Source organism: Streptococcus respiraculi (genome assembly GCF_003595525.1).
GTDB classification, from domain to species: domain Bacteria; phylum Bacillota; class Bacilli; order Lactobacillales; family Streptococcaceae; genus Streptococcus; species Streptococcus respiraculi.
The window spans coordinates 1,897,174-1,913,352 of sequence record NZ_CP022680.1 but is presented as its reverse complement, the minus strand read 5'-3'; the positions used below and the strand labels follow the sequence as shown (position 1 = coordinate 1,913,352).

Here is a 16,179-nt window from a genome sequence, read left to right as displayed (position 1 = left end):
AACAAAGGAGAAGATTTATGAAACGGCTTCATAAAGTCATCAACTGGCTGGCATTGAGTACCTTACTTCTTGCCAACAGTCCGTTGATTTATGCGGAAGACATTGCGGATGCCCTCCAGCAGAGTAAAGATGAACAGACCTACCAAGATGCCGTGACCAAGGCGAGTAGTCAGACTGTCGGCTCTGCTAATGTGAATACAGCATCTAGCTCAAGCTCTTCTGAAGACGTACCTCCGCCGTCTACGTCTACGAAAGAAGAAGGAGATGCCATCCAACAACCGAAGGTCTCGCAAACAACCGATGAGGCAGAAGTAGAATTAAAACGTCAATACGGAGAACCAGTTGTGGTCAGTGGACAGGAACAGCTTTTTCGTGTTGACGATACTCATTTTGTGACCTATATCGGTAGTGAGGTAAAGACCTATGTAGACCAGAATGGGACAGAAGTACCTGTTGATTTGTCTCTGTACTCTTATCATGCGGATGGCCAACATTACTATCTACCGAAAGAATCTCCAGTAGGAGTGGTCCTTCCAAGTGAGGTTAAGGAGGAGACCCCAATTGACATTACTCACAAGGATGAGAAGATTTCCCTCTACCCACTTGAAAAAACCTATGGCCAAGCCACTGTTGACCAAAATGCCGTCTTATATAACAACGTCGATGGAAAAACAGACGTTCAATATACGGTTCAAGCAAACGGTGTGAAAGAAGAAATCGTTCTAGCCGAGTGGGAAGGCAAACACACCTTTACTTATGGTCTTGATGCTGGAAAGTATGATGTTCGCTTAGAAGATAATCAGGTCCTCGTTCGTGCAAAGGGAGAGTCTAAGATTCTTTTTGTATTAACTGCTCCAATGATGGTGGATAGCGCTGGAGAAACGAGTCAAGATTTGACCTTGGGTTTGAAAGAGTCTCGTAAGGGTTATGAAGTCAGTGTAACGGCAAGTGAAGACTGGCTGAAGTCTTCTGACCGTCAGTACCCTGTTCGGATTGACCCTACGGTCACAATACCTCGTGAAAAGATTCTCGATGTGGTAACGAGCTCTGTTCGTGGTACTTTCCAAGGCTTGGCTTATGGATTTGTAGGCTATATTGAAGCGGCTAATATGGGGATGCCAGGTGTGGCAGACATCGGAAAGAGTCGTATGTATTTTAAAATCAATTATGATTTTAAAAAGAACATTCCTTCAGAAGCGAAAATTGATAGTGCAACGCTCAATTTGTATCAGTATTCGGACGGTCTAGGAACTGCTAATGCAACTTTTGGAGTATATTATCTCAAACAAGACTTTAACATCAATACGATCGATTGGCTGAGCTCCTCTCAACTACAAGATGAGATTGCTGGAGCCAATGCCTTTAGTCCGCAACACAATGGATTCCATCGATTTGATATTCGCGAGACGGTCAATAATTGGGTTCAAGGCTTAGCACCTAATTATGGTTTGGTTGTGAAGGCGACTCGCGAGAATGATAATGGTGCAGGTTTTTATACCACTGAAGCAGATGTCAATAGTGTTGCACAAGGTGGATTTACTCCTGATAAAGCACCAAGTTTGACGATTAATTGGTCTGTGCCAGATCCTGTGGATGTCAATTATCCGATTGGCAACACCACCATTAACCTTCGAACCATGGTAAAGACCGATAAGAAAGGAAAACTCCAGTTTCAGGGTGTCTTTGCGGATGGCTTGACGACACCAGGCGCTCAAGTGACCTATGGCTTGAGCGATGCGTCTAAGAACTATAAGGGAGATAGTCCCGCTAGCTTCTCTTATAAGTATCCTGACAGTAGTCCCTTTGACGCTGCGTTTGAAAAAGGCACGACACGGTATAAAGACAAATTAGCCAACTGGCAAAGCTTGACGCCTTTTACAGACCCAGAGTTGAACAAGGTCTATACCATTGATGCGGAAAGTCAAAAAGACAATCAAACCAGTGGAAAGAAATCAAGTGACACCTTCCTCATTTATAAGGTGACACAATACGATACGCTTCCAAAAATCGCTTCTTACTATGGTGTTCCCCTCAAGCAAATCGCCTTTGATAACCGCATTCAAGATATGTTGGTGGTGAAAAACAACACCCTCTTTATCCGCAATCCACGAAAAAATGCGACCAAACCCTACAATCCACCTGCTTTAAACAATAAGACCAAGGCAGATGTGGATATGCTTTTGATGGGGCGTGGTCTCCACTGTGAGTTTGGCTTTGAGCCGATTAACTTAAATACAGGGAACTTCTATTTGGAGCGAACCGATGTCTCTATTCATGACATCGATGGTGATTTTGAGATTGCTCGTTCCTATAACTCCAAGGTCGCAGGCATCAATAGTCTCTTTGGTCGTGGGTGGTCCTTTGGCTTTAACGAACAACTATCGAGTGATGAAGACCAAAATCTCTACTACACACGTGCAGATGGTTCTGTCATCCCCTTTACCAAAGACGGTGATACCTATCACTCTCCAGAAGGTTATGATCTCACGCTTGAGGTGAAAACCAAGGAGAAGAAGAAAGGTGACTTTGGCGGAGAGGAAAAAGAAGACTATGAGGTGAAAGAGTATCATATTACCGATACCGACAATCAAGAAAAGGTCTTCAACTTCCATGGACTGCTTATCAGTCAGACAGATGAAAAAGGCAATAAAACTCAGTTTGACTATAATGAGAACTATCAGCTGACAAAAATCACCTCTCCAACAGGTCTTGTCTATACGATTACTTATACTGAGGCAGGTTATATCGGTGCTGTGCAGATTCCAAATGGAGCCACACTCATTTATGAGTATGATGAGAATGGCAATCTAGTTACCTATACGGATGCGACAGGTGTGCCCACTCGCTATGAGTATGATGATAAGGGCTTGATGACGGCTTGGTATGATGGAAATGGCACAAAGGTTGTTCAAAATGAATACGATGACCAAGGTCGGGTCACCAAGCAGATGGATGGTGCAGGTGCGACCTCAACCCTTGCGTATAGCAAAGGTCAGACCGTCACAACGGACGCAAACGGCCATCAAACCGTCTATACCTACGATAGTCAGTATCGGACAACAGGGATTGCCTATCCAGATGGGACCAGTATCTCTAAGACCTACGATGAGAATAATCGCTTGGCAAGCGTCACTAATGAAGCTGGTCAAACGACAAGTTATGGCTATGATGAAAATGGCAATGTCGTAACTGAAACCCGCTTTGATGGTGCTGTGAAAACCTCTACCTATGACAAGAAGAACCATCTCTTGTCTAGCACGGACTTTGGTGGAGAAGAAACCAAGCACAGTTATGATGAGAAGGGAAATCTCACGCAGACAACTCTTCCAGATGGCACTAGTATTTCGTATGAAGTGGATGGGCAAGGTCGTATGTTATCTACTACGGATGCCTCGGGAAATCGAACAGCCTTTGCTTATGACGGGGCGAATCTCGTCAAGATGACCAATCCCCTCGGTGGAGAATCAACTTTCACTTATAACGCTCACAATCAGGTGACGAGCATCACGAATCCTCGTGGCGGAACCACCACCATCACCTATGATGCAGAAGGTCGGAAAGTAAGCGAAACAGATGCGGACGGTGTTGGCTCTACTTACAGCTTTGACCAAGCAGGTCAAGTGACAGCTATAACAGAAGGAAATGGCAATACCACGACCTTTACCTACGATGGCTTTGGTCATAAGATTGCGGCTTCAAATGGTGAAGGTGGAAACTATCGCTATACCTATGACGGTGTCGGGAATCAGCTTTCTGTGATAGACGCAGAAGGTAACACCACCACCTATACCTATGACAGTAGAGGTCGTCTCTTAACAGAGACAGATGCGGCAGGTCAAACCGTGACCTATACTCGTGATGCCCTCGGTCGTGTCGCGACACGAACCAATGCTTCAGGCAATACGAGTAGCTTGACCTATGACGACCGGAATCAAGCCGTACAAACGATCACAGATGCGCTCGGTCAAGTGACTGAGAATACCTATAATGATTCTGGCTATCGGACAGCTGTTTCTTATCCAATTGGTACGACTACGAAGACTGTTTATGACAAGATGGGGCGTGTCCTCTCTTATACCGATGAAGCTGGTCAAACGGTCTCTTATACCTATGACCCAGTTGGAAATAAGCTAACCGAGACGAAGGGAGATAAGACCACCAGCTATACCTATGATGCGGCAGGAAATGTCACCAGTATCACCTATCCAGATGACACGAAGGTGTTGTATACTCTTGATACGATGGGCAATATCCTGTCGATGACAGATGCGCTCGGTAAGGAAACCACCTATGAGTACAGCTCTGCAGGACGCTTGCTTGCTTCGACCAATGCTTTAGGTCAGCGCACAAGCATGACCTATGATGCGAACGGAAATCAAAATAGCGTGACAGATGCGGCAGGCTACACAGCTTCTAGTACCTTTACAGGCCAGAACCAAGTAAAATCTGTCACCGATGGCTTGGGCAATACAACCAACTTTGCCTACAACCAAATGGAGCAGTTGACGGAAAAAGTCGATGCCTTAGGTGGGAAAACAGCCTACACCTATGACGCGTTAGGCTACCCGATTGAAATGGTGGACGCCAATGGCAACACCACGAAGATGAGCTATACGCCGACTGCTCAGTTGAAAGATGTCACCTTACCAGATGGGACAACGGTTAGCCAAGAATATGATGCTTTAGACCGCCTTGTGAAACAAACTCATTCGAGTGGTCTGGTCACAGAGTATACCTATGATGCGGCCAATCGTGTCCTTACCAAGAAAGACAACCAAGACTTAAATGAGTCTTATACCTATGACAAGGCAGGCAATCGCTTAACGCTAACCAATAGTCTTGGGGAAGTGACCAAGTACAGCTATGACAGCGATAACCAACTGACCAAGGTTACGTACCCAGATGGAACCAGTGAAAGCTTCACCTATGACGTGATGGGCAATGTCGCAACCTCTACGGACCAAGAAGGCAAGACCAAAACCTATCAGTATGACGACAATGGAAATCTGACAAAGATTGTAGACCATTTGAAACGCGAGATAGGCTATCATTACGATGCTTTGAATCGTGTGGTAACCGAAACAGATGCGGATGGGAACCAGACTACCTATGAATATGATGTCTTGGGAAATCTAGCTAAAGTCACGGATGCGAATGGTCATTCCAGCAGTTATGGCTATGATGCCAACCAACAACTGGTCCTCTATACGGATCCGAACGGTCAAGCGACAGCCTTTAAATACGATCCGATCGGTCGTGTGGTAGAGTCACTTGCGCCAACAGGAGCCAAACAAAGCTTTAGCTACGATGCAGTAGGCAACCGCTTGAGCGAAACGACAGGTGAAGGCAATACAATAAGTTACACCTATGATAGTCTCAATCGTGTAGCGAGTATGAAACGTCCGACAGGTGGTGAAACGACTTATGCTTATGACGGTACAGGAAGTCTCGCGAAAGAAACAGATGCCAATGGCCATACCACCTCTTATGTCAATGATTTATATGGTCGTACGACCAGTCGGACCTTGCCAAATAAAGCGACCTATACCTATGCCTATGATGCGCTTGGACGCTTAGAAAAGCAAACAGGTCCTAAAGAGCTATCAAAAACCTATACCTACGATGTAGCTGGTAATCTCACAAAGGAAACAGACCAGTCTAATCGAAGCAATACCTACAGCTATGACAAGGTTGGTCGTCTCTTGACTGCTAAGAATGCCTTAGACCTTGAGACCAAGTATGCCTATGATGAAGCTGGGAACCTAGCGAAGGTAACACGTCCAACAGGCGCTACGACAAGCTTTGATTACACAACACTTGACCAGTTGAAAACCATCAAGACTCCTACTGGCCGTGAAATCACATCTAGCTATGACCCAGTCGGTCAAGTGACCAAGCGGACGATTAACGGCAAGCGTGACACCACGTATACCTACGACCCGAATGGCAATATCCTTGAAGAAAAGAATCCACTTGGACAAGTGATGAAGCGGACCTATGATTCTCTTAATCGTTTGACAGGCGAAAGCGATACAGCAGGCCAATGGACTATGTATCACTACGACCACGACAACCGCTTGACCAAGGTCACAAATGATGAGGGTGGAAAAGCAACCATGGCCTATGATGGCAATGGGAACTTAACCAGCGTCTTCTCAGGTAGTGAGCGAGTGAAGAGCTATATTTACGACCTTGAAAATCAGCTCTTAACAGCGACTCAAGGGACAGGTGAGAAAGCCTCTACCTCAACTTATACCTATGATAGTGTGGGGAATGTCACTTCTGTTACAAACGGAAATGGCAAGGTTATCAAGTACACCTATGACCAGCTCTCGAATGTCGTGAAACGCATGACGAGTCTCGGGGACGCGGAAACCTATACCTATAACATTAATAATCAGCTTGAGAAGGTCACAAAGGCAGATGGGAAGACCATCAGCTATGACTACAACAAACTGGACCAATTGCTTAAGGTGGACTATTCTGAAAAACAAGATGGTCAAGTTCTCTACACCTATGACCCAGATGGCCGTCGTGTGTCTATGAGTGATTTGACTGGAACGACCAATTATGTCTATAATGACGAAGGAGAAATCACAGGTGTCCGTCAGGGTGATGGTAGTCTCATCCAGTATGAGTATGACGACTTTGGCAATATCAGCCGAATGACTTATCCAGACGGTAGCACCGTTTCCTACACCTATGACGAACTCGATAGACTAACCTCTGTGACAGATGTCAAAGGACTTAAGACCACCTACACCTACAATGACGCAGGCGATATGACCGAAGTCAAACGTGGAGATGGTACAAAGAGCTTCTTGACCTATGACAAGGCACACCGTATTACAGAAATACGCCACTCTGATAAGAAAAACAAACTGATTTCAAGTTATGGCTATGAATACGATGATGGGAGCTATGTGACCAAAGAAACCATCACCCAAGATGGAGAAACCCTTGTCCATAGCTATACCTACGATAGCTTAGGGCAAGTAGAGACCATGATGGTATCTACTAAGGATGGCAAGGAACTCTCTCGTCTTTCTTACACCTATGACCTTGCAGGCAATAAACTCACAAGTACTGAAACGGTAGACGGGAAAGAAGAGAAAACCACCTTTAGCTACGATGACAATAATCGTTTAACCAAGCTAGAAGGTCCAGAAGGTACGATTACCTATACCTATGACAAGAATGGCAATCGCATCTCTCAAGAGACGAAGAATAAGAAGCTCCAGTATATCTATGATACAGAAAACCGCCTCCTTGCCGTGAAGGACAAGGAGGGGCTTCTCATGGCAGCCCTCTATGATGGGGATGATAACCGAGTGTTTACCGCAAGCCGTAAGGAAGGCAAGAACACCTATCAACTCTTTAGACGAAAAGAGAAGAAGAAATCGCCACAAACCTCTCCAAATGGGGAAGAGCCATCGCTCTTCTGGTATGGCTTTAGTCAAAACGTTCTTCAAGCTTTATCAAGCTTCCCACAAACGGTTGGCTCGATCTGGCATCGTATCTTTGACGATGTATCAAGTGCTTATCACCAAAAGGTGGCTAAAGATAAAGCGACGAAAGATGGTCTTGTCGTTAACCCGCCGTCACTTGGTAATTTACCAGGAGAGGGTGATGTGACCTACGCTTCACAAGTGAAGGATGTCTTGATTCCCTATACCACACGAGAGGACACCTACAAATACTACGAAGAGCGTAACTATGTCAATGATGTCAATCGAAAACATACAGAAGTCCTTCAAACCTACGACCATGACCTAAAAGCTCGCGAGACCTATAGCTATGGCCATGGTAGAAACTCTTACCTCAATCACCAAACAAATGAAACTTACCAGTATCTGACCAACCAGTCAGGTTCTGTCACAGGCTTGACGAAAGATGGTGAGGCAGTTGCTTCAAGTAGCTACAAGCTCTATGGATATACTAAGAAGAGCACAGATGAGACAGGTAACCCTTATGCCTATAATGGCGAAGCGAGAGACAGTACAGGGCTTGACTATTTACGGGCAAGGTATTATGATAGTCATGCGGGCACCTTCCTAACAGAAGACAGCTACCAAGGTGAGGCAACAGACCCACTTAGCCAGAACCGCTATGCCTATGTCCATAATAATCCAGTCAACTACACCGACCCAAGTGGGCATAGGCTTGTACTCACCACCATGGGAGGGGGACGCAAACAATCTCCGATTGCCTCTGCTTTCACAGCTAGCATAAAGAAATTCACCTCTATGCTTGTGACACCAATTAGGACAGCTGTTCAGTTTGCGTCAGTTAGTATCAAAGCAGCGACAGCCACTGTCCGCTATACGATGGTGAAAGCTCATCCACACCATTATACAGATGCGCAAAAAGCGAAGATTAGAAGTGAGTACATGCTAGCTGTTGGAGCAAAAGCTGCTTTCAAGATTCGTGAAGCAGCTAATCTCACAGTCAATTGGACAAAGGCTTTGGGTCACACGCTTCGTCATGTATGTAGTCCAAAGAGTACAAAAGGAAAAGACGATGGCAAGACGAAGAGACTCACGTCTCGTCAACTTCAAGACCTAGTCAATAAAGCTCATGCAGGGGATATGTCTGCGGTAAATGCTTTAGCAGGGAACTTTAATATCAGTGATGGGGTTGGAACCTCTAAACGGACGAAAGCTCAGATAGCCGCTGATAATCAACATGTTTGGGATAACACAGTTAGAGACTTTAAGATACTTGGTGGTGAAGTAACTGGTTGGTATAACGCCAAGCGTCTTTGGACAGGGAAAGATCCTGTTACAGGAGATAAGAGCAATAGGTTGGTAGCAGCTGTAGGACTTGCCTTTGATGTGGCAACCTATGCATTTTCAGTTGTCAAATTAGGGAAATTTGCCACAGTAACTAAAGCTATTGATACAGTAGACGATGTAAGTGATGCAACTAAAGCTTATAGAGCTTCTAAGGGTCTGAAAACTGCGGATACTGTTGATGATGTTGGGGATGTTCGGAGAGGGCTTGATGTAGGGGCTAATCCAAAAGTATATTCTCCACCTAAAGGAGGAGGCGGAGTAAGTGATGTGATTCTTAAGGGCGGAAACACTTTTACATTTGGGCATGGTGGTAGACATATTAATGGGACAACTTTACCAATAGAACAGGTTCAGAGAGCAATTGTCGAACATGCGAATAAGAATTTGCCTAGATTAGGAGAAGGTGCTGTTAGTCAATTTATTGAAATTGAAGGTAAGACTATAGAATATAGGATTTTTAATAGAGGGAACGGCAAATATAATATAGGGACGTATTTTATAAAGGGTGAATAGGAAGAAATACTAATGAGAAATTTCAATAAACTAGAACAAACTTGGCTCCATTTAATGCTTGATGTAGAATTTTTGGGAAGGGATATTTTGAAAAATCAATTATCCTCTGCTAAGGTAATAGATGAGGATATCAATTTTTCAAACTACTCTTTGATATTGAGGACAGACTCGCCTGAACCTTATCCGCTTAGTGAACGTGTGCCACTAATCATGCAAGCCTACCAGTTTAATGGTATTCCTATTGAATTTTTGCTTCATATGGTTGACGGATTTGTTGCTGAATTGGAACTATACAATGCTGCTGGAGATGCATTGGACATACATCAGATTAGCTTAGAAAATCTAAAATTTGAGATTAGAGTTTAGTGAACGGACCCTAAAGAAACAGATTTAACAACCCCAGGTTATTCCATTGAATTTCCATTACCTTGGGTTGGTTGGATTGAGGAGTATGCTACAAATGCTAGGGTCGTAAGGGGGAATTAATAATGGCTAGTCTAATTAATTTTCCGACTGAAATCATTTGTGGTGTACAATATAATGGTAAATTCTCGTGGTATGTATCAGATAGAGAGTTGTGGATTTTAGATTATACTATTTTAGACTCTCATCTGGTACAATATGGATATAATACAGAAGCCTTGTCAATTGATTCGAAGAGAAGTGACAGTGAGGTTCTTGTAAAAGAGAACGCTGGAAATTTTCTTAAAAAAATGACAGAGTTCGAGGTCAGTTCAGAAGATTTACAAACCTATTTATTAGAATCAATAGATGAATTAGATGATTCTTGGTATTATGATTTTCAACCTAGTTTATTTATAGATTTTGATGACAATAGTTTGTATAGTCAATACTCTGAATCAGAATCATTTGAGGATTATGTACCTTTAGGTTGGACTGGTATGTATCGTAGTTTTTGGGATTTAATCCCAGTTTCTCAAAGATTTTGGATACATAATGGAATGAATATATTTGAAAGGAATAAATAATGGATAAAATATCAATGCTAATCGAACAATTTGAAAATGAGATTACAGGTGATAAGATTGAGGGGATAACGATTTTGGTTGATGGAAAATTAAAAGATGTTATAGAGATATTAAAGAATAAACTTAACCAAGAGAAATATTCATGAAGCTCTATTAATAGGGCTAGAGGAACTTTCTCACAGATAGATGTAAATTAGTTTTGGAAAGTTTGAACAGTAAGATTTCGTTATTATTAGGCGCTTCAGTTCGAGCATCTAAAAATGGCTCTTCGTCAACTGTAGTGGGTAGATGAAAAGCTAACATCTAGAGAGGACCAGCTTGGTCTTCTCTTTTTCGATGTTCAAAGCGAGGTAGATGCATTTTTTGAAATTGTCAAAGTTCCGATAACCGAATGCATTACGTTTGATGTCTTTGATGAGTTTGTTAGTGGCTTCTAGCTTAGCGTTTGAATAAGGTGACTCAAGTGCATTGATGATGTATTGTCTGTATTTGAGAAAGGGTATAAAGACTATTTTGAAAGTAGTATTCACAGTAGGTAAATAATCCTTTATTAGCTCGAAAAATGCTTCGCTGTTCTTCTGCTGAAAATGGAAAAGCAAGAGCTGATACATGTTATAATAGTGCCTTAGTTCTCCTGACAAGTCTAAAGTCATTTGAACTACTTCTCTAAGAGTTACTGTTTGTCTAAAGGTTCGAGAATAAAAGGACTTGTTAGAGAGTTTCCGACTGTCCTTTTAGAGGATTCTCCAATGATGTTTCATAGCTTGATAAGGGAGAGCAGCGCGCTTGTCAAAGTTCTTCATAATGGCAATTCGAGAGGACATCATGGCTCGGCTAAGGTGCTGGATGATGTGGAAACGATTCAGGACAATCTTAGCCTTCGGGCATAAGAGGTTCATGATAGGAATGTAGTTTTTAATGATTGTTTAATGATTATTCTCAAGGATGGTGATAATTTTTGGTTTTGAAAATCTTGAGTGATAAAGGCAAGTTCTCCAATATTTCGTAAGGATTCATCCCAAGAAATGATTTTAAGCAATCGTGTGAACTGTTGCTTGAAGTTGGATATAGGATTTGAGCTTGTAAGCTGAAGTAATGGTGATTTTATTCCGATAAGATTTGTGGTATTATTAAGTGGTTCCATTACAAACGGAAATGGCAAGGTTACCAAGTACACCTATGACCAGCTCTCGAATGTCGTGAAACGCATGACGAGTCTCGGGGATACAGAAACCTATACCTATAACATCAATAATCAGCTTGAGAAGGTCACAAAGGCAGATGGGAAGACCATCAGCTATGACTACAACAAACTGGACCAATTGCTTAAGGTGGACTATTCTGAAAAACAAGATGGTCAAGTTCTCTACACCTATGACTCAGATGGCCGTCGTGTGTCTATGAGTGATTTGACTGGAACGACCAATTATGTCTATAATGACGAAGGAGAAACCCTTGTCCATAGCTACACTTACGATACATTGGGTCAAGTAGAGACCATGACGGTAGCTACTAAGGACGGTAAGGAGTTATCTCGTCTTTCTTACACCTATGACCTTGCGGGCAATAAACTAACCAGCACTGAAACGGTGGATGGGAAAGAAGAGAAGACCAGCTTTAGCTACGATGATCACAACCGCTTGACCAAGCTAGAAGGTCCAGAAGGTACGATTACCTATACCTATGACAAGAATGGCAATCGCATCTCTCAAGAGACGAAGAATGAGAAGCTCGCTTATATCTATGACACAGAGAATCGCCTTCTTGCCGTAAAAGACAAGGATGGGCTTCTCATGGCAGCCCTCTATGATGGGGATGATAACCGCGTCTTTACCGCGAGTCGTAAGGAAGGCAAGGACACCTATCAACTCTTTAGACGAAAAGAGAAGAAGAAATCGCCACAAACCTCTCCAAATGGGGAAGAGCCATCGCTCTTCTGGTATGGCTTTAGTCAAAACGTTCTTCAGGCTCTATCTAGCTTCCCACAAACGGTTGGCTCTATCTGGCATCATATCTTTGACGATGTGTCAAGTGCTTATCACCAAAAGGTGGCTAAAGATAAAGCGACGAAAGATGGTCTTGTCGTTAACCCACCATCACTTGGCAATCTACCGGGTGAGGGTGATGTGACCTACGCCTCCCAAGTCAAGGATGTCTTGATTCCCTACACCACACGGGAGGATACCTACAAATACTACGAAGAACGCAACTATGTCAACGATGTCAATCGAAAACATACAGAGGTTCTTCAAACCTATGACCATGACCTGAAAGCTCGGGAGACCTATAGCTATGGTCATGGACGAACCTCGTACCTGAACAACCAGACCAACAAATCTTACCAATATCTGACCAACCAGTCAGGGTCAGTGACAGGTCTAACTCAAGACGGTAAGGCCGTTGCTTCAAGTAGCTACAAGCTCTATGGATCTACGAATAAGAGCACAGATGATACAGGAAATCCTTATGCCTACAATGGCGAGGCGCGAGACAGTACAGGACTTGACTATTTACGGGCACGGTATTATGATAGTCATGCGGGCACCTTCCTCACAGAAGACAGCTACCAAGGTGAGGCAACAGATCCACTTAGCCAGAACCGCTATGCCTATGTCCATAATAATCCAGTTAACTACACCGACCCAAGTGGACATTTCTGGAAGAGTCTTAAGAAAGCAGCAAGCGCCGCATGGAATGGGGTTAAGAAAGCCGCAAGCAGTTCTTGGAATACAGTCAAGACAGTTGCGTCTAATACTTGGAATGCGGTTAAGAGTGCAGCCTCTCATGCGGTTAATTGGGTCAGCAATAAGGTAAGCCAAGCAGCTAACTGGGTTGGTACTCAGGTTAACAAGGCTAAAAATTGGGTCGTTCAGCAATGGAATAACTTCCAGCAAACGGCACATCAAACCTATCAAAGTGCTAGACAATATGTTGCACAGCAACAAGCGCAAGCACAAGCACAGGCTGAGGCTCGCCGTCAGCAGCATATTCGAGATGAATATACTCAAGCAACAGGTCTTAAGACAACACCTAAGACCCGCGAAGGAGGCAACCTCTTCCGTAACTGGGGTAAAGCACTCCAGAAGATGTACAAGCATGTTTGTACAACTGCGAAGCGGATAAAAAATGATACTGTTAAATTCCTGAAAAAAGTAGACTGGAAGAAAGTCGGTATTGCGGTAGTAGCCACCGTTGCAGCGGTAGCAGTCACTGTAGCAACCGCAGGGGCTGCAGGTCCGCTTATTGCGGCAGGAGTCAGTGGCCTTGGTTTGAGTGGTACCGCCGCAACTATTGCGACTGCGGCAGCCGTAGGAGCTGTATCAGGAGCAGCAGGTGGAGCAGTTAGCGGTTTCACCACAAGCGTTCTTTCAGGAGATAAACCAAAAGATATTCTTGCGAATACTTGGAATGGAGCAGTGAATGGTTTTGTTTCAGGAGGAGCAACAGGTGGTCTTCTTGGAGGGTTTGGTGCAGCAACTTCATCTGTGACAAACCCAGTAGCACGCTATGCGGTTGACACCCTTGGTGAAACTGCGGTTGATACAATCACTGATGTGGCACAAGGTGGCAAGATTACCCCAGCGAGTATTGCGACCAGCCTTGCCATTAATGCGGTCTCTGAGGGAGTTTCAGCCCGAGGAGTTAAAGGCGCCAAGGCAGATGTATCAGCTGGGACAGTAACGAAGCCTGTTTCTTCTGAAACAGCTGAAGATATTAGACGTAGGGTTCTTTCTAATGTTGAAGATAGCAGAAAAGCAAGAAATAGTTCAAACTTTGATGAACATCTTCGTCGTGAACAGACTATAAAAGCGATTCAAAATGTTGAGAATGGTACAACACCTCTGACAAATAATCACCAAAAGGGTAATTATGGAGAGCTGAAGATGGATCGTTATATGGAAGAGAGAGGCTTTACGAGAGTAAGTAAAGATAGGGTATCAAGTATAGATGATAAAGGGCAGCAGGGAATTGATGGTGTTTATTACAATAAAAATACAGATACTTATGTTGTGGCAGAAGCCAAGTATAATACTGCGCAGTTAGCAACTTTGGCCGATGGGACTAAGCAGATGAGTGATCAGTGGATTCAAAATAGATTATTCAATAGTGTAGGAAATCTTAAAGATAATATCAGTTCATATGATAAGTTGCTTGTTAGGGTAATGCCTAATGGCAATGTGATATCTAAACAATTGCCATGAAGGAGTTAAAAATGAGAGATAGACTACAAACAAAAGAATATTTTGAACAATTTATCTTAGAGTCTCAGATGAGGGTTGATACTGCGGACGGTAAAATTTTATCTTTGCTAAATGGAGAAGAAGTTAGAGGCAATCTTTCTATTTTACGTGATACAGCTTTTCAATCTCGATTTGAAATTCTGTTAGCAAGGTATTCGTTAGGAGAAGGTATTACAGAAATAAAGAATAGTTTTTTACAAAGTATATCAGCTTTTGAAAATAAGTATGAGCCTGGAAATTACTCAGTTTATCTTCAATATATTGCATTGAGCACTTTGTTGAATGTTGATGATAACATAAGAAATAGAATTCATACAATCTTGCTAGACAAAAAAACAGATGATGCTTTTTATAACTTTCTATTATTTGGAGAATTTGAAGGTAGACAATGGAAATTTATAGAAAAATATAAAGATATTATAGAAGCAGATTCAGATTCTCGAATTGAATTAGTTGAAAGGTTACTTTCAAAATGGTATGTAAGAAATAAAAGTTCTTACTGGTATAATTCTCATAAAGCGACTAATCGTTGTTTATATTTCGGCTATTGGGCTTTAGAAATCGCTGCTTTAGTAAAAATACTTGATATACCTGATGATTCGTTTAAAGATCATAAGTATTACCCTTATGACTTAGTACATTTTGGAGGTTAAATATGTTTAAAAAATTATTTCAAAAACCGAGAGATATAGAACCTAATTTTTATGAAAATGGTTCAGAATTCATAGGTGTATTTCCTTTAGTGGATAGTGATGAGAAAATCTCTTTCCCAAAATATCCTGAAAGGAAATACCAAGTAGACGGGAATTCAATAGAGGAATTTCGCCTGTTAGTTATGTCTGAAACACAAGACTTAGTGATTGCGGATATAGCTTTTAGAGATGGTTTGAAAAAACTATCCAGTAAGGTTCAAAAAGAAACGGATGACTCAATCATTGTTCCTGCGCTGACTACTGATGATTTGATAGCTCTCTTTTCATGACACTTGAATGAGTCACTAGAGAGAATATCGTAACCGCCCCATAACAAGGTATCTATCCAACCACTCCCTCCTCCAGTATACTGTTATAAAAAACAAAACTGGAGGATTTTTTATGTCACATCCCATCGTCCCATTGACTGTTCCCCAATCTCGACGCTTTGATAAGAAAAGCAGAAACGATATTCTGATGACAATTCGTCTCGGAAAAGTGGAAGTCACATTCTTCCAATCTATCAACCAAGAGGTATTAGAAACAATCTTGGATAAGGTATTGCTCTATGACCATCCATCTCAATGATTTAGGGCAAGTCTATCTTGTCTGTGGGAAAACCGATATGAGACAGGGCATTGATTCACTGGCCTATCTCGTTAAAACTCAATTCGAGTTGGATCCCTTTTCTGGACAGGTCTTTCTCTTCTGTGGAGGACGTAAAGACCGCTTCAAAGCACTTTACTGGGATGGTCAAGGTTTCTGGTTGCTTTATAAGCGTTTTGAGAATGGGAAATTGACTTGGCCTAATGATGAAAATGAAGTGACAGCCTTAACATCAGAACAAGTTGATTGGCTCATGAAAGGATTTTCGATCACTCCAAAAATAAATGTTTCAAAAAGTCGTGATTTCTATTGAAATTATAGCTTTTCTTTCGGTATAATGAGA

General features: G+C 42.5%; 9 protein-coding genes and 1 pseudogene. 9 read left to right on the top strand and 1 reads right to left on the bottom strand.

The window, feature by feature from the left end:
* Nucleotides 1–17: 17 nt before the first annotated feature.
* The 4 genes from CHF41_RS09195 to CHF41_RS10110 all read left to right on the top strand — a co-directional run bounded on the left by CHF41_RS09195 (nt 18) and on the right by CHF41_RS10110 (nt 10,443).
* Entirely contained in the window at nt 18–9,308 is a 9,291-nt protein-coding gene (locus CHF41_RS09195; RefSeq protein WP_119876993.1) for a DNRLRE domain-containing protein, read from the top strand.
* 12 nt (nt 9,309–9,320) lie between these two features.
* The gene (locus CHF41_RS09190; protein WP_119876992.1) at nt 9,321–9,674 is read left to right on the top strand and encodes a hypothetical protein; all 354 of its coding nucleotides are present in this window, start codon (nt 9,321–9,323) and stop codon (nt 9,672–9,674) included.
* Between the two features lie 122 nt (nt 9,675–9,796).
* Nucleotides 9,797–10,297: a hypothetical protein gene (locus CHF41_RS09185; RefSeq protein WP_119876991.1), complete on the top strand. Its 501-nt coding sequence runs from the start codon at nt 9,797–9,799 to the stop codon at nt 10,295–10,297.
* Nucleotides 10,297–10,443, top strand: a complete 147-nt coding sequence (locus tag CHF41_RS10110; protein ID WP_162911944.1) for a hypothetical protein — start codon at nt 10,297–10,299, stop codon at nt 10,441–10,443. Before CHF41_RS09185 ends, CHF41_RS10110 begins: the two co-directional genes overlap by 1 nt.
* 150 nt (nt 10,444–10,593) lie before the next feature.
* Here CHF41_RS10110 and CHF41_RS10240 read toward each other — a convergent pair.
* Nucleotides 10,594–11,357, bottom strand: a pseudogene (locus tag CHF41_RS10240) (transposase); the annotation flags it as partial.
* Between the two features lie 61 nt (nt 11,358–11,418).
* On the opposite strand from CHF41_RS10240, the gene CHF41_RS09170 reads away from it, so the two are divergent.
* The 5 genes from CHF41_RS09170 to tnpB all read left to right on the top strand — a co-directional run bounded on the left by CHF41_RS09170 (nt 11,419) and on the right by tnpB (nt 16,149).
* On the top strand, nt 11,419–14,499 hold the full coding sequence (locus CHF41_RS09170; RefSeq protein ID WP_240622955.1) for an RHS repeat-associated core domain-containing protein: 3,081 nt from the start codon (nt 11,419–11,421) through the stop codon (nt 14,497–14,499).
* 11 nt (nt 14,500–14,510) lie between these two features.
* The gene (locus CHF41_RS09165) at nt 14,511–15,191 is read left to right on the top strand and encodes a PoNe immunity protein domain-containing protein (RefSeq protein ID WP_162911943.1); all 681 of its coding nucleotides are present in this window, start codon (nt 14,511–14,513) and stop codon (nt 15,189–15,191) included.
* Between the two features lie 2 nt (nt 15,192–15,193).
* Entirely contained in the window at nt 15,194–15,520 is a 327-nt protein-coding gene (locus CHF41_RS09160) for a hypothetical protein (RefSeq protein ID WP_119876987.1), read from the top strand.
* Between the two features lie 112 nt (nt 15,521–15,632).
* A complete protein-coding gene (locus CHF41_RS09155) occupies nt 15,633–15,818 on the top strand; it encodes a hypothetical protein (RefSeq protein ID WP_119876986.1) in 186 nt (61 codons plus the stop codon).
* Nucleotides 15,799–16,149, top strand: coding sequence for an IS66 family insertion sequence element accessory protein TnpB (tnpB, locus tag CHF41_RS09150; RefSeq protein ID WP_119876985.1), 351 nt, complete (start codon nt 15,799–15,801; stop codon nt 16,147–16,149). The genes CHF41_RS09155 and tnpB overlap by 20 nt, the downstream gene beginning before the upstream one ends.
* Nucleotides 16,150–16,179: the final 30 nt, after the last annotated feature.

Bases quoted from the DNA above. Each gene is read 5' to 3' on its own strand.
- CHF41_RS09190 (WP_119876992.1), top strand. From the start codon at position 9,321: ATGAGAAATTTCAATAAACTAGAACAAACTTGGCTCCATTTAATGCTT.
- CHF41_RS10110 (WP_162911944.1), top strand. From the start codon at position 10,297: ATGGATAAAATATCAATGCTAATCGAACAATTTGAAAATGAGATTACA.
- CHF41_RS09195 (WP_119876993.1), top strand. From the start codon at position 18: ATGAAACGGCTTCATAAAGTCATCAACTGGCTGGCATTGAGTACCTTA.
- CHF41_RS09155 (WP_119876986.1), top strand. From the start codon at position 15,633: ATGTCACATCCCATCGTCCCATTGACTGTTCCCCAATCTCGACGCTTT.
- CHF41_RS09160 (WP_119876987.1), top strand. From the start codon at position 15,194: ATGTTTAAAAAATTATTTCAAAAACCGAGAGATATAGAACCTAATTTT.
- tnpB (WP_119876985.1), top strand. From the start codon at position 15,799: ATGACCATCCATCTCAATGATTTAGGGCAAGTCTATCTTGTCTGTGGG.
- CHF41_RS09165 (WP_162911943.1), top strand. From the start codon at position 14,511: ATGAGAGATAGACTACAAACAAAAGAATATTTTGAACAATTTATCTTA.
- CHF41_RS09185 (WP_119876991.1), top strand. From the start codon at position 9,797: ATGGCTAGTCTAATTAATTTTCCGACTGAAATCATTTGTGGTGTACAA.